This is a genomic window from Pedobacter cryoconitis (assembly GCF_014207135.1).
Taxonomy (GTDB): Bacteria; Bacteroidota; Bacteroidia; order Sphingobacteriales; family Sphingobacteriaceae; genus Pedobacter; species Pedobacter cryoconitis_D.
Window position 1 is genome coordinate 303,097 of the sequence record NZ_JACHCC010000005.1, and the last position, 23,742, is coordinate 326,838.

At 41.3% G+C, this 23,742-nt stretch carries 21 protein-coding genes; 11 read left to right on the forward strand and 10 right to left on the reverse strand.

Annotated features, from left to right (window positions below; all coding sequences use genetic code 11):
* The first annotated feature begins 205 nt into the window (after positions 1-205).
* The 8 genes from HDF25_RS11050 (at position 206) to HDF25_RS11085 (ending at position 8,473) form a co-directional block, all read left to right on the forward strand.
* On the forward strand, positions 206-2,596 hold the full coding sequence (locus HDF25_RS11050) for a heavy metal translocating P-type ATPase (RefSeq protein WP_184624819.1): 2,391 nt from the start codon (positions 206-208) through the stop codon (positions 2,594-2,596).
* Positions 2,593-2,784, forward strand: a complete 192-nt coding sequence (gene ccoS / locus HDF25_RS11055) for a cbb3-type cytochrome oxidase assembly protein CcoS (protein ID WP_184624820.1) — start codon at positions 2,593-2,595, stop codon at positions 2,782-2,784. The genes HDF25_RS11050 and ccoS overlap by 4 nt, the downstream gene beginning before the upstream one ends.
* 67 nt (positions 2,785-2,851) lie before the next feature.
* Complete coding sequence (ccoN, locus tag HDF25_RS11060) at positions 2,852-4,963, forward strand: cytochrome-c oxidase, cbb3-type subunit I (protein ID WP_184624821.1); 2,112 nt, start codon at positions 2,852-2,854, stop codon at positions 4,961-4,963.
* Positions 4,964-4,970: 7 nt separating this feature from the next.
* On the forward strand, positions 4,971-5,150 hold the full coding sequence (locus HDF25_RS11065) for a hypothetical protein (RefSeq protein WP_184624822.1): 180 nt from the start codon (positions 4,971-4,973) through the stop codon (positions 5,148-5,150).
* Positions 5,134-5,970 carry a cbb3-type cytochrome c oxidase N-terminal domain-containing protein gene (locus tag HDF25_RS11070; protein WP_184624823.1) on the forward strand — a complete coding sequence of 279 codons (837 nt, stop codon included), beginning with the start codon at positions 5,134-5,136 and terminating at the stop codon, positions 5,968-5,970. Before HDF25_RS11065 ends, HDF25_RS11070 begins: the two co-directional genes overlap by 17 nt.
* Before the next feature lie 2 nt (positions 5,971-5,972).
* Positions 5,973-7,370, forward strand: coding sequence for a cytochrome c oxidase accessory protein CcoG (gene ccoG / locus HDF25_RS11075; RefSeq protein WP_184624824.1), 1,398 nt, complete (start codon positions 5,973-5,975; stop codon positions 7,368-7,370).
* Positions 7,371-7,373: 3 nt separating this feature from the next.
* Positions 7,374-7,799, forward strand: a complete 426-nt coding sequence (locus HDF25_RS11080; RefSeq protein WP_184624825.1) for a FixH family protein — start codon at positions 7,374-7,376, stop codon at positions 7,797-7,799.
* A complete protein-coding gene (locus HDF25_RS11085) occupies positions 7,796-8,473 on the forward strand; it encodes a sulfite exporter TauE/SafE family protein (RefSeq protein WP_184624826.1) in 678 nt (225 codons plus the stop codon). The genes HDF25_RS11080 and HDF25_RS11085 overlap by 4 nt, the downstream gene beginning before the upstream one ends.
* A gap of 2 nt (positions 8,474-8,475) precedes the next feature.
* On the opposite strand, the gene hemN is transcribed toward HDF25_RS11085, so the two are convergent.
* The 5 genes from hemN to HDF25_RS25835 all read right to left on the reverse strand — a co-directional run bounded on the left by hemN (position 8,476) and on the right by HDF25_RS25835 (position 12,786).
* Positions 8,476-9,840, reverse strand: coding sequence for an oxygen-independent coproporphyrinogen III oxidase (gene hemN, locus HDF25_RS11090; protein ID WP_184624827.1), 1,365 nt, complete (start codon positions 9,838-9,840; stop codon positions 8,476-8,478).
* Positions 9,830-10,288: a lactate dehydrogenase gene (locus HDF25_RS11095; RefSeq protein WP_184624828.1), complete on the reverse strand. Its 459-nt coding sequence runs from the start codon at positions 10,286-10,288 to the stop codon at positions 9,830-9,832. Before HDF25_RS11095 ends, hemN begins: the two co-directional genes overlap by 11 nt.
* Positions 10,289-10,371: 83 nt before the next feature.
* Entirely contained in the window at positions 10,372-11,436 is a 1,065-nt protein-coding gene (locus tag HDF25_RS11100; RefSeq protein ID WP_184624829.1) for a response regulator, read from the reverse strand.
* Position 11,437: 1 nt separating this feature from the next.
* Entirely contained in the window at positions 11,438-12,622 is a 1,185-nt protein-coding gene (locus HDF25_RS11105; RefSeq protein WP_184624830.1) for a PAS domain-containing sensor histidine kinase, read from the reverse strand.
* Between the two features lie 35 nt (positions 12,623-12,657).
* Entirely contained in the window at positions 12,658-12,786 is a 129-nt protein-coding gene (locus HDF25_RS25835) for a hypothetical protein (RefSeq protein ID WP_260409360.1), read from the reverse strand.
* A gap of 166 nt (positions 12,787-12,952) precedes the next feature.
* Here HDF25_RS25835 and HDF25_RS11110 point away from each other — a divergent pair, with 166 nt between their 5' ends.
* Positions 12,953-14,761: a hypothetical protein gene (locus tag HDF25_RS11110; protein WP_184624831.1), complete on the forward strand. Its 1,809-nt coding sequence runs from the start codon at positions 12,953-12,955 to the stop codon at positions 14,759-14,761.
* 33 nt (positions 14,762-14,794) lie between these two features.
* On the opposite strand, the gene HDF25_RS11115 is transcribed toward HDF25_RS11110, so the two are convergent.
* Positions 14,795-15,406, reverse strand: a complete 612-nt coding sequence (locus HDF25_RS11115; RefSeq protein WP_184624832.1) for a DUF4142 domain-containing protein — start codon at positions 15,404-15,406, stop codon at positions 14,795-14,797.
* A gap of 240 nt (positions 15,407-15,646) precedes the next feature.
* Here HDF25_RS11115 and HDF25_RS11120 point away from each other — a divergent pair, with 240 nt between their 5' ends.
* The gene (locus HDF25_RS11120; protein ID WP_184624833.1) at positions 15,647-16,498 is read left to right on the forward strand and encodes a DUF2911 domain-containing protein; all 852 of its coding nucleotides are present in this window, start codon (positions 15,647-15,649) and stop codon (positions 16,496-16,498) included.
* Positions 16,499-16,719: 221 nt separating this feature from the next.
* A complete protein-coding gene (locus HDF25_RS11125) occupies positions 16,720-18,792 on the forward strand; it encodes a tetratricopeptide repeat-containing sensor histidine kinase (protein WP_184624834.1) in 2,073 nt (690 codons plus the stop codon).
* On the opposite strand, the gene HDF25_RS11130 is transcribed toward HDF25_RS11125, so the two are convergent.
* From HDF25_RS11130 to HDF25_RS11140, 4 genes are all read right to left on the reverse strand, one after another.
* Complete coding sequence (locus HDF25_RS11130) at positions 18,763-20,466, reverse strand: sodium:solute symporter (RefSeq protein ID WP_184624835.1); 1,704 nt, start codon at positions 20,464-20,466, stop codon at positions 18,763-18,765. The genes HDF25_RS11125 and HDF25_RS11130 overlap by 30 nt on opposite strands.
* Positions 20,463-20,594: a hypothetical protein gene (locus tag HDF25_RS25840; RefSeq protein ID WP_260409361.1), complete on the reverse strand. Its 132-nt coding sequence runs from the start codon at positions 20,592-20,594 to the stop codon at positions 20,463-20,465. The genes HDF25_RS11130 and HDF25_RS25840 overlap by 4 nt, the downstream gene beginning before the upstream one ends.
* Positions 20,594-23,035, reverse strand: a complete 2,442-nt coding sequence (locus tag HDF25_RS11135; RefSeq protein WP_184624836.1) for a PIG-L family deacetylase — start codon at positions 23,033-23,035, stop codon at positions 20,594-20,596. Before HDF25_RS11135 ends, HDF25_RS25840 begins: the two co-directional genes overlap by 1 nt.
* Positions 23,036-23,128: 93 nt before the next feature.
* Complete coding sequence (locus HDF25_RS11140) at positions 23,129-23,728, reverse strand: hypothetical protein (RefSeq protein WP_184624837.1); 600 nt, start codon at positions 23,726-23,728, stop codon at positions 23,129-23,131.
* Between the last annotated feature and the right edge of the window lie 14 nt (positions 23,729-23,742).

Genomic DNA, 23,742 nt, shown 5'->3' on the forward strand with positions numbered 1-23,742 from the left:
ATAGCCAGAGGCCTGAGCCTCATTAAATGTTCATTTATAGTATAATTATATCTGGTATACGTTAATATTAATACAAGAGTTTTTAATATCAAGAAATAAGACGCAAATCTATAGAAATAAAAGTGACAAATATCACTTTTTAAGGTTTCTCATATCATTTTAAAATCAGAGACCGATACCCATTTTTGGCGGAAAGAATTTCAGCATGAATGGAAAAATAAGACTGATAACAGATACTCATTGTTTTCACTGCGGAGAAGATCTTCCTGACAAACCATATCACTCGGATGACAAAGAGTTTTGCTGTCTGGGCTGTCAGGGAGTATATCAGCTCCTTTCAACTCATAATCTCTCAAGCTATTATTTATATAATGATGTACCCGGTAGCTCTCAACAGAAAAAAGTGCAGCGTTTCGATTATCTCGATGAACCGGATATTACTGCCGGACTGGTCGATTATACCGACGATAAAGTTACAGTCATTACCTTATTCATTCCGGTAATTCATTGCAGTTCCTGTATCTGGCTGCTGGAACATCTGCATAAAATCACCCCTGCTGTTTCACAGTCAAGGGTAGATTTTCTAAAAAAACAAGTCAGTATTACTTTCCGGAACCAGGAAATTTCACTGCGCCAGGTAGTGGAAACCCTGAGTGCCATTGGTTATGAACCCCTGATTAGTTTACAGGATATGATCCAGAAACAAAGGTCAGATCATTCTGAGCGTAATCTGCTGACAAAAATTGCAGTTGCTGGTTTCTGCTTTGGTAATGTCATGCTGCTAAGTTTCCCGGATTACTTCGGACTCGGCAATTTAGACCAGGAATTCAAAACTTTTTTTGGATGGATTAACCTGGCTTTTTCCATTCCGGTTTTATTATACAGCGCAAGAGACTATTTTATCTCTGCCTGGAAAAATCTAAAAAACGGGGTACTGAATCTTGATTTTCCATTGGCGCTGGGTATTGCAGTTATGTTTATCCGTTCTGCTTATGAAATTACAACTGGCACGGGTGCCGGTTTTGTAGATACCTTATGTTCTCTTGTATTTTTCCTGCTGATTGGTAAATGGATGCAAAAACGCACTTATCATTATCTGTCTTTTGAACGTGACTTTCGTTCCTATTTTCCCGTAGCAGTCACGCAGCTAAAAAATGGCAAGGAGCAGCCTCTCCCATTGAATGAACTGAAAACTGGCGACCGCATCCTGATCCGCAGCTATGAAATTATTCCTGCAGATGCTATTTTACTGAAAGGAGAAGCTAAACTTGATTTCAGTTTTGTCACCGGTGAATCCCTTCCCGTAGAAAAAGTTCTGGGTGAGATCGTTTATGCCGGAGGAAGGCAGTTAATGGGTGCAATTGAGCTGGAGGTTGTTAAACCTGTATCCCAGAGTTATCTGACCAAACTCTGGAATAATGAAGCCTTTTCGGGCCAGAGAGATCCCATTAAGACCTTTAGTGATACGGCTAGTAAATACTTTAGTATTATTCTTGTCGCCGTTGCGCTGGCCGCCGGTCTGTATTGGCTCAACACCGACACGAACCGGGCAATAGCTTCATTTACTGCAGTTCTGATTATCGCCTGCCCTTGTGCACTCGCATTGAGCTCTCCTTTTACCCTGGCTGCAGTCCTGAGTATTTTCGACAAAAATAAATTCTATCTGAAAAGTACGGCAGTCATTGAAGAACTAGCCAGGATCGACACGATAGTATTTGATAAAACAGGGACAATTACTAATCCCGAAGCTATAGATTTTGATTTTACCGGTGAATTAAGCGCACAGGAAAAACAATGGGTCAGTGACCTGGCAAGAAATTCGGGACACCCCTTAAGCCGGGAAATGGTCAAATGGCTAAAGCTCAGCCCAGGATTTCCAGTGGATCATTACAGAGAAAAGGTGGGCCGCGGAATCAGCGGTTTTGTAGATGGACACGAACTGAAATTAGGAAGTGCTGCCCATCTGGGATTAGATCTGCAGGATAAAGGAAGTCTGGTCCATATCTTAATAGATGGTCATTACCGTGGTTATTTCCTTTCCGGGCAGCGCTGGCGGAAAGGCTTTAAAGAACTTGCTTTAAAACTGGACCGGCAGAATGATCTTCATTTATTATCTGGTGACCAGGACCACGACCGAAAACTCCTTACCCCATTTTTTCCAGGAACGCATCAGTTACATTTTGGACAAAGTCCGCAGCAAAAGCTGGATTATATCCTTCGGCTACAGCAAAACGGAGCCAAAGTGATGATGCTGGGTGACGGACTGAATGATGCCGGAGCTTTGAAACAAAGTAACCTTGGTGTAGCTGTCACTGATGATATCAATAATTTTTCTCCCGGATGTGATGCCATACTGGATGGTACCGCTTTCAGTAAGCTCCCTCAGTTTATGAAGCAGGCCAAAGATGCCGTGAAGGTTATTCATATGAGTTTCGTCATCTCACTGATCTATAATGCAGCTGGTTTATTTTTTGCCGTCCAGGGCTTGCTCTCTCCTTTGATCGCGGCTATTCTGATGCCCCTGAGCACAGTCACCATCATTTTATTCACCAGTTTAACCGCCCGGTTTTACGCCCGTAAAAACAAGTTATTATGAATATGATCTATATGCTGATTGGCTTCAGCATTTTACTGGCGCTGTTGTTTTTACTTGCCTTTTTCTGGGCAAGCAAATCCGGTCAGCATGATGACCTCTATACTCCTGGTGTCAGAGTTCTCTTTGAGGAAGAAAAACAGGAAAAGGTTCCTGAAGAAAAAAGTGATGAAGATCATCCCGCGGGATAACTCCTGTCACACCAGGGCTTAGATCAGCAAAGTAATTTTACCCCCATAAACCACACCAATTTTTCTTATGACTGAAAAATTTTACTACGACAACAAAACCGTCAGAAATTTCGCCATTGCCACCATAGTCTGGGGCATAGTAGGCATGACGGTTGGGCTTTTGATAGCGATGCAGCTATTCAAACCAGCCATGAACCTGGGTTCCCAGTACACCACTTTTGGCCGGATCAGGCCATTGCATACCAACGCGGTAATTTTTGCCTTTGTAGGTAATGCAATTTTCATGGGTGTTTATTATTCGTTACAAAGGCTACTGAAAGCCAGAATGTACAGCGATACGCTAAGTAAAATACATTTCTGGGGCTGGCAATTGATCATTGTAGCTACCGCTATTACGCTGCCCTTAGGGTTCACGACTTCACATGAGTATGCCGAAATGGAATGGCCGATAGATATTGCCATCACAGTTATCTGGGTAGTGTTCGGGATCAATATGTTCGGTACGATTATTAAAAGACGGGAAAAACACATGTATGTGGCTATCTGGTTTTATATCGCGACGTTTGTAACAGTAGCCGTTCTGCATATTATCAACTCTTTTGAATTACCTATTTCTGCCTGGAAAAGTTATTATCTCTATGCAGGTGTTCAAGATGCATTGGTACAGTGGTGGTACGGACATAATGCCGTAGCTTTTTTCCTGACCACACCCTATCTGGGAATGATGTATTACTTCCTTCCTAAAATGGCTAACCGTCCGGTATATTCCTATAAACTGAGTATCCTGCATTTCTGGTCCCTGATCTTTATCTATATCTGGGCCGGGCCACACCACCTGTTATATACTTCACTCCCTTCGTGGGCACAATCATTGGGTGTAGCCTTTTCCATTATGCTGATTGCACCAAGCTGGGGTGGTATGATTAATGGTTTACTTACCCTGCGCGGTGCATGGGACAAAGTAAGGGAAGACCCGAAACTTAAATTCATGGTTGTAGGTTTGACAGCCTATGGAATGGCCACCTTTGAAGGCCCTATGCTGGCTTTAAAACAGATTAATGCCATAGCCCATTATACCGACTGGATCATAGCACACGTACACGTAGGTGCATTAGGCTGGAACGGATTTTTAACTTTCGGTATTCTGTACTGGCTGATCCCAAGAATCTATAATACTAATTTATACTCCAATAAGCTGGCTTCCTTCCATTTCTGGATTGGTACCCTGGGCATTATATTTTATGCTGTGCCTCTTTATTTCGCCGGATTTACACAAGGCCTAATGTGGAAAGAGTTTACTCCTGAAGGTGTATTAAGGTACCCTAATTTCCTGGAAACAGTTATCCAAATCATCCCTATGTATATGATGAGGGCCGTTGGTGGTGCATTATATCTGTCTGGTGTAATCGTCATGACTTATAACCTGGTTAAAACCATGAAAGCAGGTAAACTGGTTGCCAATGAAGCTGCCGAGGCCCAGCCCCTACCTAAAGAATACGTTCCGCAGGGCGATGACAGGAAAGTACACAGAATGCTCGAACGTAAACCAATGGTGTTTATGGTGCTGTCTCTGATTGTGATCCTGATTGGCGGGATGATAGAAATGATGCCAACTTTTACCATCAAATCTAATATTCCAACCATAGCCAGTGTCAAACCTTATACACCACTCGAATTACAGGGGCGCGATATCTATATCAGAGAGGGCTGCGTCAATTGCCACTCACAGATGATCCGTCCGTTCCGTTCCGAAACCGAACGTTATGGTGAATATAGTAAAGCGGGCGAATTTGTTTACGACCATCCGTTTTTATGGGGATCAAAAAGGACCGGTCCAGACTTACAACGCGAGGGCGGCAAATACGGTAATGCCTGGCATTACAATCACTTGTATGATCCACAAACGATGTCACCGGGTAGCATTATGCCTCCTTACGAATGGCTGGTCAACCAGAAACTGGATACAACAAATACACGCGCAAAAATCAATGCCATGCGTACCCTTGGGGTTCCTTACGAAACTGGTTACGAGCTTGTGGCCAATGCAGCTCTGGACAAACAAGCCAAAGCAATTGCCGCGGATTTAAAGCAAAATAATATTAAGGTGAAAAGTGATAAGGAGATCATTGCGATCATCGCTTATCTGCAACGCCTGGGAACAGATATAAAAGCAAAATAACGCAAATATGTTTAAGCAATTTTTAGATAAGGTTGACGGGAACCAAGGGTATCTGCTCAGCTCACTCGGCATCTTCATGCTATTCTTTTTACTGGTAGGAATATTATTACTGACCATGAAAAAGGACGAAATAAAATATATGAGCGAACTCCCTTTAAAAGACGATCAGGATGAAAGAGATAATTAACAGCAGCTGGTCAACAGGAAGTTTATCAGCAGATATCGTCATCGGCCTGATGCTGGTGACGGCAATTATGATCCTTTGCGTGGCTATCCTGATGATGAAGGTGATCCGGTTTTATGTACAGGAATCTATTAACCCTACTCCTTTTGCGACTCCCGAAGAAAGGGAAAGGAAAAGACTGGAACAAGAGGCTAAACTGGAGATAGAAAAACAAAAACCTTCTATCTGGACCAGGATCATGCAGCTGAAACCATTGGAGGAAGAGAAAAACCTGGTCATGGAGCACAAATTTGATGGGATCGCAGAACTCAATAATCCTACGCCTGCCTGGTTTATGGTGCTTTTTTACGGTACGATCATCTTTGCAGTTTGTTATTTACTGAACTATGAAGTCCTTGGCTTTGGTAAATCACAGGAACAGGAATATAGTACCGAAATAGAGCAGGCAGCTGAGGCAAAAATAGCATTCCTTGCAAATCCTAAGAATTCGGCCAGTGCAGTGAATGAAAATAATATTGTGCAAAGTAAAGATGATGCGGTTATTAAAAGTGGTGCGGCATTGTTTGCCAACCGTTGTACACCTTGTCACGGGGAACATGCCGAAGGGATTGTGGGACCAAATCTGACCGATGAATACTGGTTACATGGCGGAAGCATAAAAGATGTCTTCAAAACTATCAAATATGGAGTTCCCGAAAAAGGCATGATCTCCTGGGAGAAATCACTCAGCGCACAACAAATATCAGATTTAGCGAATTATGTACTGTCATTACAGGGAACAAAACCTGCAGGTGCCAAAGCCCCACAGGGTAAAAAAGAATAAGTATGTCACAGAGTCCTGCAAATTTCAGAGATCAGCCCGGCACCATTACCGATGACGGAAAAAGTAGAAAATGGATCTATCCTAAAATAATCAAGGGAAAAATCTACCGGTATCGTGCAGCAGTCAGTTATTTTTTCCTGGCCCTGCTTTTTGCAGCACCATTTATCAAACTGAACGGAGAGCAACTGGTTTTACTGAATGTACTAGAAAGGAAATTTGTCTTTTTTGGTATCATTTTCTGGCCGCAGGATTTCTATTTATTCGTACTGGCTCTGTTGACCTTTATTGTTTTCGTGGTCTTATTTACGGTGGTATTCGGCAGAGTTTTCTGCGGTTGGGCCTGTCCCCAGACTATTTTCCTGGAAATGGTCTTCCGGAAAATTGAAAACTGGGTAGAAGGTGATCATCTGAAACAAAAGAAACTGGATGAAGGACCAATGAACTTCGAAAAGGTCAGGAAGAAAACGATTAAACATAGTTTATTTCTGGCCATATCTTTCCTGATCGCCAATATCTTCCTTTCTTACCTGATCGGGAGTTCAGTGCTCTGGAAAATCATGACTGAACCTGTAGCAGAGCATACCACCGGATTTATTGCAATCTGTGTATTTACTCTGGCTTTCTATCTCGTTTTTTCGAGAATGAGGGAACTGGTTTGCACCGTGGCTTGTCCTTATGGCCGTTTACAGGGCGTACTACTGGATAACCAGAGTATTATTGTTGCCTATGATTATCAACGTGGTGAGCCTCGTGGAAAAAGAGTTAAAGAAACACCGCAGCCTGAAGGGGATTGTATTGACTGCAAATTGTGTGTGCAGGTATGCCCTACGGGTATAGATATCAGAAATGGCACACAGATGGAATGTGTGAACTGTACGGCTTGTATTGATGCCTGTGACATGGTTATGGAGAAAATTAACCGACCGCTGCGTTTAATCGGTTTCAAGTCTGAGGATGAAATTGCCAGTAAAAAACCTTTCCATCTCAATAAACGGATTTATGGCTATAGTGCGGTATTACTTATCCTGATGAGTGTACTGGCTTACCTGCTGGTTAGCCGGAGTGCCATAGAAACAACCATTCTCCGGGCCGGAGGAACATTATACCAGCTCAGGGATAAAGATCAGACCGTGAGTAATCTTTATAATTCGGAACTGGTCAACAAAACCAATCATCCGATGAAGTTTGAGATTGTACCGGATAACAAAGAAGCTAAAATCCAGTTTATCCAGAAAGAGGATATCATTAAACCTGGAGAAACGATTAAAATCACTTTTTTTGTCATCCTCCCTCAGAAATCTGTTCAACAATATAAAACAGCTATAAGTTTTAAACTGCTTGCTGAAAACAAAGTGGCTGGTCAGTTTAAAACTACATTTATTGCACCTGCTAATGATTAACTTATGAATTGGGGAATAAAAATAACAATAGGCCTTGCCTCCTTTATGTCTTTCATCATTGTACTGGCAGTCATCATGTTTAACAGTAAAACAGATGCACTGGTCGATAATGATTATTATGAAAAGGGAATCAACTACAATCAGGTTTACAATCTTAAAGAACAAGTCAAACATGATCAGGCAAAACCCTTGGTCAAGGTGAATACCGAAGTGATAAGCCTGCTCTTTAAAGAACAGGCAAAAGGCAGGATCAGACTGATGCGGACTTCAGATAAACGCATGGACAGGGTAATGCCCCTGGAAACAAATGCGGACAGACAAGTATTCATTCCCGTCTCAGCTTTGCAGAAAGGTTCCTGGCGTTTAATTATCGAATGGGAAAGCCAGCATAAAAAATATCTTGATGAACGGGAAATTAGCATCCGATGAGTGAGCAGTATCTGGCATTCCTGATTGGCCTTCTGGGCAGTGTACATTGTCTGGGAATGTGCGGTCCTCTGGCATTTGCCATCCCCACCTTGCATAAAGGCTGGGGATTCCTGGTATGGGACAAACTCAGTTATCAGCTGGGCAGGATTATCTCTTATTGTATCCTGGGTGCAATTATTGGCTTGCTGGGCAGACAAATATGGCTTTCTGGTGTACAACAGGCCGTGAGTATTTTAAGTGGCGTACTCATTCTGCTGGCTGCCTTTTCGAGATTATTTAAATTCTCTGTCGGACAGACCAGTTCAAAGCTACTCCTCCCCTTCAATAAATTGTTTGGTTATGCCCTGAAACATAAAGCAAATCACCTGATCATTGGAATCATTAATGGCTTTCTGCCTTGCGGTCTGGTTTACCTTGCTCTGGCCGGGGCGCTGAATACAGGTTCAGTGAACCATGCTGTTGAATATATGTTCTGGTATGGGCTTGGAACCCTTCCTCTGATGTTTATTGCCGGAATAAGTGTAGGATTGACAAGTGCTGTATTTAGAAAAAGGATGAATAAGCTTGTGCCTTATATGATGCTTTTACTAGGTACCTGGTTTATTCTGCGGGGGATGGAACTCAATATTGCTTATTTAAGTCCGGCCAGAGCCGGTACCGCAGAATGCAGGTAATTTTATCCAGCCATACTGAAAAGCTGTGCCTGGGGCTGATTAGCCCATAATCTTGAATCCAGTGCCATGCAGATATTTCTGAGGAACCTTTTTCCTAAACGGGTTACCTTTAATTCAGTTCCCCGGATAATCACCAGTCCGTCATCAGCAATCAGTGCCATACGCTCCAGACCTTTACTGAAACCCTCACTTTGCTGTTCCGGATCTGACCAGGAAGTTTCTCCCTTACACATCAGGTTCAGGATATGTCTTCTGATCACCAGATCTTCCTGGTCCAGGATATGTCCTTTAAAAACAGGTATTTTCCCTTCGTTGACCAGACTGATATACTCTTCCACTTTCTTCACATTCTGTGCAAAGGCAGTCCAGCTGTCACTGATAGAAGATACCCCCAGACCAATCATCAGCCTGCTGTACTGATGGGTATATCCCATAAAATTACGATGTAGTCCTCCTTCTTTTTCAGCACGATATAAACTATCTGTAGCCAGCGTAAAGTGATCCATCCCAATTTCTGTATAGCCACCTGCTTTAAGCATTTCACGACCCAGTTCATATAACTCCTGTTTTTGTGCTGCCGTAGGAAGATCTGATTCTGTATACCTGCGCTGTCCCGGTTTTACCCATGGCACATGTGCATAGCTGTAAAAAGCAATCCTGTCGGGACGTAAATTCAAGACTTCATTGATTGTAGCTGTTAATCCTTTAATATCCTGTAAAGGAAGACCATAAATCAAATCAAAATTCACAGAGCTATACCCTGTTGTTCTTGCCTGAGCCGTAACCAGAGCCACTTCTTCTACACTTTGTACCCGGTTAATGATCAACTGTACTTTAGGGTCAAAGTCCTGGATTCCCAGGCTTATCCGTTTAAAACCTAATTGGTATAAGCTAAGCAGATGTGCTTCTGTCGTATTTGCAGGATGCGCTTCAAAGCTGAATTCGGCCTCTTCATGGATCTGGGCAGATCCCAGGATACCATGAATTAAAAGTTCGAGATTTTCAGGACTAAAGAAGGTTGGCGTACCTCCGCCAAGATGTAATTCGCGGATAACTGGTTTACTGCTAAAAAGTTTCTGGTATAATTTCCATTCTTTCAATACCGTCTGGATGTAAGGATGTTCCACCTGATGGTTCCGGGTAATCCTGGTATTACACCCACAATAGGTACATAAACTTTCGCAAAAAGGTAAATGTATATATAAACTGATTCCGTCCTGATGATTGCTGTAATCGAATGATTTACTCACCGCATAAGCCCATTTTTCCTGATCAAACCCTTCTGTATCCCAGTAAGGAACTGTAGGGTAACTTGTATAACGGGGCGCCGGAACATGATATTTGGCAATCAGTGTCTTAGTGCTCATGGTCCGGAGTTTTAGGGTGAGCCTGGTCACAGGATTTTGAACAAATACAAGCTGAACCTAAACACCGGTTTTGCTGCCATTTATCAAGATTTAAGATAGTTTCTCTGGCCAGGGCAAGGGATAGCTCCTCACTTGTAACTGCCATCAGGGAAACTGCCGGAACGTTCGCTATTTTAATATTGCGTTCAGCTGCTGCTTCCTGATTGATGTGTAAGGTAGAAGTAGATCTGGTAGCAATATATTTCACACCCAGATCAGCCAGTCTGTTGATCACATCCTCAGATACGATATCTTCGGTAAAGACAATAACAGCTTCTTTTCCTGCTGCATAACTCACCGTATCCGCACTCAGTGAGTTTGAGATCAGGGTGATGTCATGCTTTTTATGATTGGCTATCGCCAGTGGCTCTTTTTCAAAAGATTTAATACTATAGGCTACTACTCTCATTCGGATTGATTTATTATTGTGTAAAATTAACGCAATAACAAAACCCAGGGAATGAGACTAGTCAGCCATAAATATGATATAGATCAGTTTTTCATCTGCTGAAGTCGGGTGTAGTCCAGGATACCAATCTGACTTCCTTTTCTTTCAATGATGCCTTCATCTTTGAAATCACTTAAGATACGGCTCACCGTTTCGGTGGCCATTCCTGCCATTGCAGCAAGGTTATCGCGGGATATCCGAAGATTGATCTGCCCTTCCTGTTTTTCCAGTTTACAAAGACGTATCAGTACTTCTGACATCCGTTTGCGGACAGAATGATAAGCCAGTTGCAGGAGTTGTTCCTCTTTTTCGAGCAGGTTATTTGAAAGGATATGGATAAACTGTCTGGCTACATCAGGATAACGGTTCAGTAACTCTTCGAGCATCTCTTTCGGAAGCTGACAGATAGAAGTGTCTTCCAGTGCTTCTGCGGTTTCGGTATAAGGCTCATTGAGCAACAGAGCAGGAATACCAAAATACTCTTCAGCACCGTACATCCCTGTCAGCAGCTCTCTTCCGTCTTCAGTAAGTTTAATCGTTTTTACTTTACCAGTCAGAACGAGATAAATACCAGAAACGGTATCCCCTTCGTAGTAAATAATCTGTTTCTTTTTAATGGTACGGACCTTACGTTCGAGCATCAGTTTGTCCAGCTCTTTCACTCCCTGATTGGAGGAAACCAAATGATTTAATTTATCGATTGATTTACTGTAGAAAATTTCTTGCTTTTCTCTTTTACTGAAACGGCTTTCTATCGCGTTCAGCAACTCTACATCATCAAATGGCTTAACCAGATAATCATCTGCCCCCATTTCCATTCCTTTCCGCATATCCATCCGCTCAGCCTTTGCTGTCAGAAAAATAAAGGGGGTAGCAGCGGTTTCCGGATTTTTATTTAATAAGTAAAGTACACCATATCCATCCAGCTCGGGCATCATAATATCACACAGGATTAAGTCTGGAAGATGACTGTGTGCCATCTCCACTCCTGCTTTACCGTTATTTGCCTGGAAAACCTCGTAATCGGCCAGTTCTAGTATTTCCGCTGTGCTTTCTCGGATATCATCATTGTCTTCAATGATTAATATCTTTTGTTTCTTGCTTTCCATCCTATTTATTAAAAGATAGTGTGAATTTAGTTCCTTCGTTAATTTTGCTTTCAAACTGAACTTCGCCCTGCATTAAACCAACATAGCGAAGTACAATATTCAATCCCAAACCTGTCCCGGGTATACTCCCTGTATTATGGGCCCGGAAAAATGGCTGAAACAGATACTTCTGATCGGTATCTGGTATGCCGATTCCATTATCCTTAATGGTTACCAGACATTGCTGATTATTGATTTCTGTATTGAATTCGATGAAAGTATTTTTTCCAGAATATTTAATCGCATTATTGATCAGATTGATCATACAGTTTTTCAGCAGGTTCTGATCAAGTGATACCGTACTTTCAAGCCCGGTATGCTGATAAATAATATGCTGATCCTGTTTAGCAATCATCTGCATTTCTTCAGTAATCTCCTCTGCCAGTTTGACGAGGTCGAAAGCCTGAAATGCGGGTTCCACTCTTCCTGCTTCCAGTCTCTCGAGCGAAAGAAAATCATTGAGTATAGTGGTGAGGTTGCCTACGGCATTCTTTATTTTGTGTACGTGTTTTTCTATATTGGCATTTTGAAAGGGCTGTGCATATTTTTCTATCAGTGAAGCGGAAAGCTGCACCGAGCTAAGCGGCGTACGAAATTCATGAGATGCCATAGAGACAAACCTGCTTTTCATCTGATTGAGCTCTTTTTCTTTTTCGAGTGACAAGCTGACCTCCTCTTTTGCTTCCCTTAAAGCGGTAACCGTCTTTTTCAGTGATCTGGTACGCTCCTCAACCAGGCTTTCTAGTTCAGCAGCGTATTCATACAAACGTCTTTCTGCTTCCTTTTCTTTAGACAGATCATGAATAAAACCAGTAAATATTTTCCGGTCCTGATACTGTACTTCACTGACTGCCAATCTGAAAGGAAATGTAGAGCCATCCTTCCGTAATCCGTTAACTTCCCTTCCCTTACCGATAATATGTTTTTCGCCGGTCGAATGATAATGTTCGATATAACCGTCATGTCTGCTATGATCAGGCTCAGGCATCAGCATGGAGATATTTCTCCCGACAACCTCGGTTAAGGAATAGCCAAATAACCTTAGTGCAGCAGGATTAAGAGTTTCAATTTTCCCACGCCCGTCAATGGTTATAATTCCATCAATAGCTGTTTCAATGATTGCCTCTAATAATCTCGTGTTTTCCATAATCGGTTTTTACAAATATAGAAAATCCATCAATATCAGATTCCTGCAACAGTAAACACCAATATAATTGTATGAACAAGCAGACTCAGGCCAAACAAGCCTATAAATGACTTAGACCACAAGGTAGTCATGGAAGGTGCGCGGTTTATTGTCAGAGTTGCCATAATTATGTTGTTTTTGATACTACAAATATCTGCTCAGCATCCCTCCTCATCTATGATACTAATCACCCCCGGGCTTAGTATAAATCATTCAAAATAATGATCTGCGTCATATTTTTTCCAGGAATTTCTCTGCTATTTTGCCGGCCTACAGCTAAAATAAAATTGCATGACCCATACTTTTCATATCCCCGTTCTGGGATTAGGTTACTCCATTGACACACCTCTAAAGGTGGCAAAATATGGCATTTCTTCTGTTCTTTCTATTGTTGATGATGAGCTGACAGAGCGGATGAGAAAATTCCATTCCGAAGCAAATCATATGGATTATGTAGTGATAAAAAAGGAAGAAGAAGATAGCCGTGCAAAAAGGATCACTGCGTACCTGAACCTGATACATTTATTAGTTAATGAACAGTTTACCAGACTCAGACAGGAAGCTTTTACTACAGGTGCCGATATACATCAGTATTTTGAGTTTCTTCCTGAAAATTCTATTTTGAAAAGCAGGTACAACCTGATGATGGAATTGGAAGAAGGAGCGGAAAAAGCATTACGTCAGCAGGAGTTACGTGCACAGATGAGAGCTGGAAATATCGATGTCAATATCATGTCGAAAGTAGATAAGGCAAATTATACTGCTGGCAAAGAAAATCTGGGAAATGACTACACAGATGCCTTAGCTGCCATGAGAGGGTTTGCAAATAGTAAACTTACTTCTTCGGTCGTGATCTCAGCCGGTCTGAATCCCAGGTTGTATACTTATATGGAAAACTGCAGCGATTTCTACCCTGCAGAAGACGGACAACTCAAAAAGAAGATCATTCTGAAAGTAAGTGATTTCAGGTCTGCTCTGATACAGGCAAAAATGCTGGCCAAAAAAGGATTATGGGTTACCGAATTCAGAATAGAATCGGGTTTGAACTGCGGCGGACATGCTTTTGCAACTGAAGGTTTACTGCTCGGGCCAATTTTAGAAGAGTTCAAACTTAAACGACTTGAACTGCGGAACGAGTTGGTTACCATTCACCAGGCTGCATTATGCGCTAAAGGAATTAGCTTAACAATAAATCCGACACTTAAATTTACCGCTCAGGGAGGAATCGGTACAGCCGGAGAAAATGCTTTCCTGCTTAATTATTATCAGCTGGATGCGACTGGATGGGGCAGTCCTTTTTTGCTTGTACCGGAAGTGACCAACGTGGATGAAAAAACGCTGGAGGCCTTAATCACTGCACAGCAGGATGACTTTTACGTAAGTGACTCATCCCCTTTGGGTGTATTATTCAATAATTTCAAAAATAGTACTATAGAAGAGCAGCGCCTGCAAAGGATAGAGAAAGGAAGACCAGGCAGCCCCTGTACCAAAAAATTCTTATCTACCAATACTGAGTTTACCGAATTGCCTATCTGTACGGCATCGAGGGAGTATCAGCGGCTAAAGATTAAACAACTGGAGGCCACCGAACCTGATCCGGCCATTTTTGCAGAAAGATTTGCAGCTATTACAGAAAAGGTCTGTTTATGTGAAGGTCTTTGTGCTTCTGCCTACCTGAAAAATGATTTACTCAGGCCCAGGGAAAATAAAGCAGTAAGTATTTGTCCGGGCCCTAACCTGGCGTATTTCTCCCGGTCTTACAGCCTGAAAGAGATGATCAGTCATATTTATGGCAGGGAAACTATTTCTTTTAAAATCAATCGTCCCAATCTGTTTATCAATGAACTGCATTTGTATGTAGATTATCTGAAAAAAGACCTGAATGCACAGCTGCATGACCTGAATGCGAAAAAAACAAAATATTTTGAGAAATTCAGGGAAGAACTGTTTAAAGGGATCAATTATTACAGAGAGCTGATTCCGGAACTCAAACTCCAGACCGACATAGCCACACAGGAAATTCATCAGCAGTTATTGAAAGCCGAAGAAAAACTAAAACAGATTACCAAAGTTCTAGATCCTGAAAAAGCCATGCTGTAAATTATAGCATGGCCCTTTTTATAGTTTAACCTATTATTTCAACTTTGCCTGGATAGCTTTTGCTTTTTCATAGTGCCCGGTAATAATAGGCAGCATTTTTTTAGCAAAATCGCTTACTTCCTTTGTTTGAGAAAGCGCAGCTGATTTGAACAAGGTGATCGTTTTATCATGATCGGTAACCATCATATCTATATAATGATGATCAAAAGCAGTACCGGTCATCGTTTTCATCATATCCATATGTGCTTTATCTTCGGCAGGAAATGCTGTCGGCAGGATAATTTTAGCATTGGATGCCAATGTTTTAAGTTCCGCATTAGCTTTAGAATGGTCTTTTACCATTTCTTCAGCAAAAGCTTTGACATCAGGGTTTGAAGATTTTTGGGCAATCTGTCCTAAATCAACCTCCATCATACCACCAAGAGCAGCGGTTTTCATAAATGTAGCTTCATCTCCATCAACCTTTGACTGATTAGTCGGATCGGCAGGAGTTGTCCCGCTCATTTTGGAGCTCATTTTAGAGGTATCTTTACTCGCTCCGACTGCAGTAGAATCATCTTTTACAGCCCTGCTTTCAGGACTATGGCAAGCCTGTATACTACAGGCACCAATTACTAACAGGCCAAATAAACTTAATTTTTTCATCGTCTTGTTTTGTTTTTGTGAATGCTGCATACACTGCAACAAATGAAAGAAAGGAAAAGGACTCCTTTTTTTTCTGTTTATAGTTAATTCTTAAACAGTTAACTATGAAAAATGTTTTTAGCAGAAATCAAAACATAAGCGTATTTTCGTCTAAACAAAACTTATTGTCATGAAACCTGTGTTAGCTCTCCATCTCCAAACAAGCTCAGGCAGGCTCTATAACCAAAAAAATATAATCCGATGAAAACACTATTCAAAACTTCTTTGCTGCTTTTACTAGCGGTAAGTTTAAATGCAGACCTCAAGGCACAGGGCATCAATATGCCACAACCAAGCTCAGGTCAGACTGTCATCCAGGATTTCGGTCTTGGTAAAATTACGGTGAAATACTCCCGTCCAAATACTAAAGGACGTAGGGTATTTGGCGAACTGGAGCCTTATGGAGCAGTATGGCGTACAGGTGCTAACAGTGCAACTACAATCAGCTTCACTGAAGATGTAAAAATGGAAGGACAGAATGTTCCAGCTGGTGAATATGCTTTATTCACTATTCCAGGTAAAACAGAATGGACAATCATCCTGAACAAAACTACTAAACAATGGGGAGCTTATGATTACAAGGAAGCTGATGATTTCTTAAGGTTTAAAGTTAAGGCTTCTGCTTTAAAAGATAAAGCAGAAACTTTCACTATTGGATTTACCAATGTTTTCCCAACGAAAGCAACCCTGCAATTAACCTGGGATAATACTTTAGTAGCCATAAATCTGGAAACTGATATTGACGCTAAAGTAATGGCAAGCATTGATGAGGCTATGAAAGGAGATAAAAAACCCTATTTCCAGGCAGCAACGTATTACTATGAGAATGGAAAAGACCTGAACAAAGCTTTAGAATGGATGAACGCTGCAGATGCAGGAAGTGATGGTAAAGGACCATGGTTTAAACTTTGGAAAGGCCGTGTTCAACTTAAAATGGGAGATAAAAAAGGTGCTGCAGAAAGTGCAGCAGCCGGAATTAAAATAGCTACTGAAATTAAAAACCCGGAGTATATCCGTTTAAATACCCAATTATTGGCTGAAGCGAAGAAATAGGTTAGAAAAATATCATTAGCATGTCTTAAATTAACTTTTAAGACATGCTTTTTTATGCAGCCAATCACCCTTAAACCTTATTTAAAGGCAGGTGATCAGTATAGGTTTAACCTGATTATAAGCTTATTAATTTCCTGTTAAGGCATGTTAATATTTTTTTAAAAATTAAGTAAACAAAAGGAATGATTTATGTAGTATATTAAGTACCGATCATCTAGTTTATGCTTTGTCAATTTACTGTCTATAATAAGGGACTATACGGATGTATTGCATCAGTGATATTTGTAATTTATGTCCTGTTTCTGACCTCTTGCAACAAGCCAGTTCCCGAATCCCGTCCTAATCATGAAGCTCATTTCGATACTGTAATTAATCAGGCTTCTACTTATATTGGAGATGGTCAGTATAAACGGGCCGAAACCTACCTGGACTCTGCCTATAAAGCCTTCCCGAAACCCGGAATTAATGATATCTACAGAAAATATGATAATCTCATTAACATATATCTGCATAATGATTTCAATCCTGATCAGGCCAGATCTTATACGGACAGCATTTTTCTGCTCCTGAAAGACAAGGAAATCACTTACAAAAATGAATATGCTAATGGCCTCTTCTTTCTGGGTGAGGTTTTAATGGCCGAGAAAAGATATACTGAAGCATTTAAGATCTACTATGACGGCAAATCTTTTGCAAAGAAAAACCTGGAAGACTGTGCACTTTCCGTATTTAGTAATAAATTGGGTATGGTCAGGTTTAGCCAGGAACAATATCAGAAGGCTATTCCCTATTTCAAAGAGGCAATTCACGAAAACAAAGACTGTAAAGCCAGCAGTGGTTTTAATTATCTGTTTATTTTCCCGCAAACCTATCTCAACACGATTGCCATGTGTTTTGAACGTTCAGGTCAGCCAGATAGCGCCATTATTTACTATGACAAGGCATTGCAACTGATTTCCAGCAAAAAAGACCTTTTCCCTGACAGGCAGGATTTTATTTCCGCTGCAAATGGTGTAGTACTTGGAAACCTTGGTGGTATTTATGCCAAACATAACAATTATGAACAGGCCGAAAAATATCTGAAACAAAGTATAGCAATCAATGACCGTCCCGGATATGAAATCCGGGATGCGCAAACGGCCAAATATAAATTGATTGAACTCTATCTGGGTCACTCCAATTTTAAAGCAGCAGGTAAACTACTGGATGAAATGGAATCCTACTTATCCACAACACAAGGGATGAGTCTGCGGAATACAAATATCAGGTTGAAGTGGGCCAGATTTAAATATGAATACTATAATGGGCAAAACCAACCCATGAAAGCTTATCCTTATTTACAACGCTATAACCAGAGCCGGGATTCTATTTATAAGGTTGATAAAGAACTGAGAAATTTCGACATAGACCAGGCCTTCAGGGATACTGAACAGAAATACAACATGGCCCTGCTGAATAAGGATAACCAGCTCAAAACCGTTTACCTGGCTGCCGCTATCTTCTGTATGTTTATGATCATAGTTATTCTTTTCTTCATCTGGCATAATCTCAAAAGAACGAGAAAGATCAATAAACAGATCAGCGAGCAGAATATCAATATGCAGAGGACACTTGACTCACTGGAACAAAGTCAGGAAGAGAATTTCCGGATGATGATGATTGTTGCGCATGACCTGCGGAATCCAATTGGAAATATCACTTCGATAGCCGATTTAATGCTGAAAGAAGATGATCGTTCAAAAGATGATCTGGAAATGCTGGGTATGATTAAAACCTCGGGGCAAAATTCGCTGCACCTGGTTAATGATCTGCTTAAAGCGAATAATGAAGTTGAAAAACTGCAAAAAGAGCCTGTAGATCTATACATCCTTTTGAATTACTGTGTGAACCTGCTCCGTCATAAGGCTGAAGAGAAAAACCAGCAATTGATTTTGCATGCCGTACATGTAGTTATTCCACTGCACACAGAGAAGATGTGGCGCGTAATGAGTAACCTGATCGGCAATGCGATTAAGTTCAGCCCGGAATCAGCAATAATCACCATAAAAATGAGGAAAAGAGTCCGGACAGTATTAATAGCTGTAGAAGATCATGGAATAGGAATACCTGCTGATATCAAACATAAAATCTTCGATATGTTCAGTCAGGCCAAAAGATCTGGTACTGCCGGAGAACAGCCTTTTGGAATTGGTCTTGCCATCTCAAAACAGATTATCGAATCTCATGGAGGTAAGATCTGGGTTGAAAGTGAGGCTAATCAGGGATCAGTTTTCTATGTTGAGTTTCCGCTTTAATAATAAGCCCTGAAACAGTAAAGAAAGTAATACAACCAGCAAACAGCCTATCAGATTAAGCCATAAATAAGCAACGACCTTCTGATAACCACAGATACAAACCACCGCCTCAGTCAGGATCGCCGCGTAAAATACGGCCCTGCCATTTACATGTTTCAGATAAAAAGCAACCAGGAATACCCCCAGGATCGTTCCATAAATATAAGATCCCAGAATGTTTACCGCCTCGATCAGATTTCCGATTTTACTGGCATATAAAGCCATTGCGATACAGACCAGTCCCCAGATCACCGTTGACCATCTGGATGCCTTTAAATAGTTTTCTTCGGTCGCATCTTTATTGATCAGTCGTTTATAAATATCGATTACACTGGTAGAAGCCAGAGAATTTAAAGCGCTTGCTGTAGATCCCATAGAAGCCAGGAAAATAATAGCGATTAACAAGCCGATCAACCCTTTAGGCAAATATTTTGTCACGAAACTCAGGAATATATAATTGTTATCATTGACATCAGCATGAGGGTCGTTTTCAAGCATCAGACTCTTCACCTTTTCCCGTACTGATTTACTTTGCTCATCAGCTTGTTTAAGTGCTATCCGCTGCTGATCAATAGCTGGTTTATCCTGGCGGTCCAAAGCTGCATTCAGCTTGTTGACCTCAACCTGTTTTTCTTCAAAGGCTTTCTGGTAGTCTTTTTTAAGCTGGTTCAGCTGTGGATTGTAAGTACTTTTCTCGAGTTTATTGAGTTCGAAGCTATTGAAGAAAACCGGTGGTTTATTATACTGGTAAAAAGTAAAAACCAGTACTCCGATCAGCAGGATTAAAAACTGCATAGGTATCTTCACCAGCCCGTTCATCAATAAACCCAAACGGCTCTGACCAACAGAAGCACCTGTCAGATATCGGCCCACCTGACTCTGGTCAGTTCCAAAATAGGATAACTGGAGAAAGAAACCACCTATTAACCCGCTCCAAACCGTATAGGGATTATTCCAGTCAAATTTGAAATCAATCGCATTGGTACGCCCCATCTTACCCGCAATACTAATTGCTTTACTGAACCCTACATCACCCGGAAGTAAATGAACAACCATTATCCCCGCAGCAAACAGTCCGCAGAAGATAATACTCATCTGTAGCATCTGTGTATAGGAAACAGCTTTAGTTCCTCCATAAACCGTATAGGCGACCACAATTCCGCCGATCACCAGTGTGGTATAAGTCGTGTTGATATCCAGTATAGTGGATAAAATAATAGAAGGTGCATAAATCGTAATCCCGGTAGACAGACCTCTTTGTATTAAAAACAGAAAAGCTGTTAATGCCCGTGTTTTCAGATCGAAACGCTGCTCGAGGTATTCGTATGCGGTATATACTTTTAACCGGTGAAAAATGGGCACAAAGGTGACACACAGTACGATCATCGCCAGTGGTAAACCAAAGTAAAACTGCACAAAACTCATTCCCGAAGAGTAAGCTAATCCGGGAGCTGACAAGAAAGTGATTGCACTGGCCTGGGTAGCCATCACCGAAAGGCAGACACTATACCAGGGAAGAGAACGGTTCCCCAGCAGATATCCATCGATATTTTTCGCACCCCGGCTCTTATAAATGCCATAGGTAACAATTACAATCAGCGTAAAAATTAAAACACCCCAGTCAATATAACTCATTCAAAATATTGGGTAAACAGGTAAAAAATCAGGATCAGGAAAACCAGCCAGCCGGCCAGCAACCAGTAAAACTGAGTCCAGCTTTTGACAAAGGGAGGCAGATCCTGTCCGCGTTTCGGAGATTCCATTACCTGGTTGTGTTTTTAGAGATCAGGTTTACAAATAATCTGTAAGCACCGGCAACACCGGCAGGCAGCTCTCTGAAAAAGGCCAGGGAAGTATATACGAACTTACCTTTTCCATAATCAGTAACCAGCAACGATCCGTTACCAGCTGGTTCTCCCGTATCGTTCATTTGTAAAACTGGTGTATAATGTGAATCTATCGCAGTAGCAAAATATAAACCACGTTCCTGTATCCAGCCATCGAAATCTTTGCTGGTAATCTTATTCGGAAAATTTAATGCAGGGTCATCAGGCTTCAGAAAAGTAACCTTTGCATCTTCTTCTGTTACCCGGTCACGGCTAAGCTGGAAAGGATAAGGACCTATATCAGTAATTTTTAAAGGCGCATTGACATTATACTGGACTAATAAAACACCTCCATTTTTAACATAACTCATCAGCTTAGGCTGCATCAGTGCTATCTTTTCGTTAATGTTATATAAACGCACACCTGTAATGATCGCATCATAACCAGACAGTTCATTATTGATCACCTGGTTTTCCGTCAGCCTGGTCACCTGGTAACCAATCTGAGTCAGTGATTCAGGGATCAGGTCGCCAGCACCAGCTATATAACCAATTTTCTTCCCTGCAAACTTCAGATCAGCTTTCTCTACTCTTGCTTCTGCCAGCGGGAATAAGGTTTGTACCGGGATATGATCATAGCCGATTACCTTCAACCCTTTGCGGTAAGTTTGTCCTTCTACATTAATGGCTAAAGAAAACTGGCCATCAGTTACATTTCCTGCTGGTGTAACTGTAAATTCAACGTTTTGCTCCTCCCCTTTTTGAGGAAGATCAATAGTCATATTTTCTGGGGATACTTTCCATCCGGCAGGGACTTCTGGCTGAAGTACCCCTTTCGAATTTGCTTTAAAGCTCTTCAGCTGTACGGTTATCTTTTTAGGGTTATTATTGGTAAAAACAAAAGAATGCTCTGCCAGTGTAATCGTAATAGGCGGCGCAATAACCAATGGCTGGTATAATTCTCCTTTTACCGGATCAGTATGTTTATAGACCAAAGGACGGGTAACTGTTATGGCCTGATCACCAAATAAGACCTTGAGTACACCTGCATGCGGAGCCGGAGCTTCAGGCAAACCCAGGTAGGCTAAAGAATCAATGATATAAGTTCCTATCGGATGTTTTTTCTCCAGCCAGTAAGGTTGTGTACTGCCTAATTGATTAGCAGCAATTTTTGTATGTTGTGCTAATAACTGATCCGGAATCAAAGATACCGGCTGACTGGCATTAACTGCCTGTAAGGAAATTTTGATCGGAAAGTCTTTTTTTACGCGTGATATCGCATTGATCGTAACCGGAATAGTATCATTGATGGCATAAGATGTCTCAGGAATTGTTGTTTCCAACCATATGCCAGCACAGGCGAGAATGAGTTCATCCAGCTGTTCATGTTTAAAAGACAGGTTTTTCACTTCTTCCTTCAATTGCAGTAAAGCAGGAATAGATTTTGAAGGATCTGCCGGATCATAACCGGTTATAATTGTATTCAGCAACTGTTGTGCTTTCTGCATTCCTTGAGTTCTGTCAAGGTTCAGGTTAATCCCATCAAAAAGGTCAGTTTTGGCTGTCTGACCACCGATCGGGCTAAAGAACTCTATGGCCGAACCACGTTGTTTAGCTGAGCCAAATCCCTGGCTCTTGTGATTAGAACGGCTTTCAGCTGCAATTTCCCCGTAACCTTTGCCCAGTAGGGGATTAAAAACACCAACGTCAATTTTCAACTGATCGTCGGCTGTTGTATTGGTCGAACCAAAATTGAAAGTATTCCAGACAATGCGTTTAGCCTGCCAGATTTTAACAAATTTAAGTTGTTCTGGGAAACGTGCCGGATCGGCAGCCGCGGTAAAAGCTTCTCTGGCCAGGATTGCTGAAGCAGAATGATGTCCGTGTCCTGCACGTGAATCTTCAGGAAAACGGGTAATAATCACATCCGGCTGAAACTTACGGATCACCCAGACTACATCAGAAAGAATCTGTTCTTTATTCCATATTTTGAAACTCTCTGCTGGATTTTTTGAAAAACCGAAATCATTGGCCCTGGTAAAGAATTGTTCGGCCCCATCCATCCGCCTTGCGGCTAAAAGTTCCTGGGTACGGATCAGCCCCAATAATTCTCCTTGCTCAGTACCGATCAGGTTTTGTCCGCCATCGCCCCTGGTTAATGACAGATAACCAGTACGTACCTTCCTCTCTTTAGAGAGATAAGCCAATAAGCGGGTATTTTCATCATCAGGGTGTGCAGCAATGTATAATACACTACCAGTTACATTCAAACTGGCTAGTCCCTGCCTGATTTCTGCAGCATTCAGTTCAGCTTGCTGAGCCTGAACAAAAAACGGAGCGAGGGAAAATAAACAGAGGAAAGATAAACGACACTTCATACAGGGTTAGATCAATTGTCGAAAATAATTAAAAATCCCCCTCTATTATGTTTATTTAATAACAAATATTGGTAACAATCCTGTAGTCAAGGATTATAACAGGAGTTTACTGCTTACTTCTTTATCTATACTGATGAAACCAGGATATTTAATCAGGGTACCACCTACCATAATACTTGGTCTGATTTTAAGAGTAACTAAACCTTTTCTTTCCTGACCATTGGCACTGCCACGTACGAAATCAGAGATTTCGGACATTACTTTTTGATTAGAAATAAACTGGTATATATTCACATTCAAATCTACTGGTACCACTACCGATTGTCCCGCAGGAATACTTACCTGCTGATTGACAAAACCTGTTGCAAGTTCCTGTTTATTGATCAGTACTTTATATTCAAACTGGTTGATTGCAGCCAGGTTACCAGATGGATTATTAATTTCCATATTCAGTCTGGCATGAAAAGGGACGTCTCTTCTCAGTAACCCAAAGGCTAATCCTGGTAGACTTGCCAGGTTAATCTCCTGATTATTCAATAATTTTTTAACGTCTGCCCCAGCGACTGAAAGGTTATCGGCAGAAACTATTTTATACTTACAACTTTCCAGGGCTTTGATTTGCTGTGCTTGTTTGTTTACACCACAACCCACCACTGTCATTACCGTCAGGCAAATCAATAATATTCTCTTCATTTTTATTTTTCTCT

What these genes read in the sequence shown, in the direction of transcription:
- HDF25_RS11110 (WP_184624831.1), top strand. Translation starts at nt 12,953, where the DNA reads ATGACCCATACTTTTCATATCCCCGTTCTGGGATTAGGTTACTCCATT.
- ccoN (WP_184624821.1), top strand. Translation starts at nt 2,852, where the DNA reads ATGACTGAAAAATTTTACTACGACAACAAAACCGTCAGAAATTTCGCC.
- HDF25_RS25835 (WP_260409360.1), bottom strand. Translation starts at nt 12,786, where the DNA reads ATGGCAACTCTGACAATAAACCGCGCACCTTCCATGACTACCTTGTGG.
- HDF25_RS11065 (WP_184624822.1), top strand. Translation starts at nt 4,971, where the DNA reads ATGTTTAAGCAATTTTTAGATAAGGTTGACGGGAACCAAGGGTATCTG.
- HDF25_RS11070 (WP_184624823.1), top strand. Translation starts at nt 5,134, where the DNA reads ATGAAAGAGATAATTAACAGCAGCTGGTCAACAGGAAGTTTATCAGCA.
- HDF25_RS11085 (WP_184624826.1), top strand. Translation starts at nt 7,796, where the DNA reads ATGAGTGAGCAGTATCTGGCATTCCTGATTGGCCTTCTGGGCAGTGTA.
- HDF25_RS11105 (WP_184624830.1), bottom strand. Translation starts at nt 12,622, where the DNA reads ATGGAAAACACGAGATTATTAGAGGCAATCATTGAAACAGCTATTGAT.
- HDF25_RS11100 (WP_184624829.1), bottom strand. Translation starts at nt 11,436, where the DNA reads ATGGAAAGCAAGAAACAAAAGATATTAATCATTGAAGACAATGATGAT.
- HDF25_RS11050 (WP_184624819.1), top strand. Translation starts at nt 206, where the DNA reads ATGAATGGAAAAATAAGACTGATAACAGATACTCATTGTTTTCACTGC.
- ccoS (WP_184624820.1), top strand. Translation starts at nt 2,593, where the DNA reads ATGAATATGATCTATATGCTGATTGGCTTCAGCATTTTACTGGCGCTG.
- HDF25_RS11115 (WP_184624832.1), bottom strand. Translation starts at nt 15,406, where the DNA reads ATGAAAAAATTAAGTTTATTTGGCCTGTTAGTAATTGGTGCCTGTAGT.
- HDF25_RS11095 (WP_184624828.1), bottom strand. Translation starts at nt 10,288, where the DNA reads ATGAGAGTAGTAGCCTATAGTATTAAATCTTTTGAAAAAGAGCCACTG.
- HDF25_RS25840 (WP_260409361.1), bottom strand. Translation starts at nt 20,594, where the DNA reads ATGGAATCTCCGAAACGCGGACAGGATCTGCCTCCCTTTGTCAAAAGC.
- HDF25_RS11135 (WP_184624836.1), bottom strand. Translation starts at nt 23,035, where the DNA reads ATGAAGTGTCGTTTATCTTTCCTCTGTTTATTTTCCCTCGCTCCGTTT.
- HDF25_RS11120 (WP_184624833.1), top strand. Translation starts at nt 15,647, where the DNA reads ATGAAAACACTATTCAAAACTTCTTTGCTGCTTTTACTAGCGGTAAGT.
- HDF25_RS11125 (WP_184624834.1), top strand. Translation starts at nt 16,720, where the DNA reads ATGCTTTGTCAATTTACTGTCTATAATAAGGGACTATACGGATGTATT.
- HDF25_RS11140 (WP_184624837.1), bottom strand. Translation starts at nt 23,728, where the DNA reads ATGAAGAGAATATTATTGATTTGCCTGACGGTAATGACAGTGGTGGGT.
- HDF25_RS11130 (WP_184624835.1), bottom strand. Translation starts at nt 20,466, where the DNA reads ATGAGTTATATTGACTGGGGTGTTTTAATTTTTACGCTGATTGTAATT.
- HDF25_RS11080 (WP_184624825.1), top strand. Translation starts at nt 7,374, where the DNA reads ATGAATTGGGGAATAAAAATAACAATAGGCCTTGCCTCCTTTATGTCT.
- hemN (WP_184624827.1), bottom strand. Translation starts at nt 9,840, where the DNA reads ATGAGCACTAAGACACTGATTGCCAAATATCATGTTCCGGCGCCCCGT.
- ccoG (WP_184624824.1), top strand. Translation starts at nt 5,973, where the DNA reads ATGTCACAGAGTCCTGCAAATTTCAGAGATCAGCCCGGCACCATTACC.